The organism is Methylobacterium nigriterrae, assembly GCF_037106235.1.
Taxonomy (GTDB): Bacteria; Pseudomonadota; Alphaproteobacteria; order Rhizobiales; family Beijerinckiaceae; genus Methylobacterium; species Methylobacterium nigriterrae.
In genome coordinates this window covers 1-443 of sequence record NZ_JBAWTG010000555.1, presented here as the reverse complement: position 1 = coordinate 443, position 443 = coordinate 1, and the positions used below count along the sequence as shown (strand labels likewise).

Annotated in this window: 1 protein-coding gene; it reads left to right on the top strand. The window is 67.0% G+C overall.

Translation table 11 applies throughout. The features are described 5' to 3' along the window. Positions 1-355, top strand: a 355-nt coding sequence (locus WDW90_RS38215) for a phasin family protein (protein ID WP_336492887.1), incomplete at its 5' end; no start/stop codon positions are given. Positions 356-443: the final 88 nt, after the last annotated feature.

The window sequence follows — 443 nt, the reverse complement described above, 5'->3', positions numbered from 1 at the left end:
GAAGACGCTGGGCTTCACCGGGGAAGACAGCGAGCGGCTGGCCCGCCAGTCCAAGCAGAACGTGGAAGCGGTCACGCGCTGCGGCACGGTGCTGACCCAGGCGTTCCAGGACAGCTCGCGCAGCTGGTTCGGTCTGGCTCAGAGCCAGTGGCAGCGCAACCTCGACGGCCTCAACAAGCTGACCCGGGCCAAGTCGGTCCAGGAGTTCGCCGCCGTTCAGAGCGAGTTGGTTCGCGAGAGCCTGCAGCACATCGTTCAGGACAGCCGGGCAATCACCGAGACCTCGGCCCGCGCCGTCGAGGAGGCCAGCAAGGCATTCTCCAGCGTCGCGCAGAGCCCCTCGATCGTTCGCTGAGGCGCACGAGCCTCTGAACTCCGGCCGCGATCCCGGGTTCACCACAAGCCAGAGGGGCGGCCGCTTCGGCCGCCCTTTTCTTTTTCTC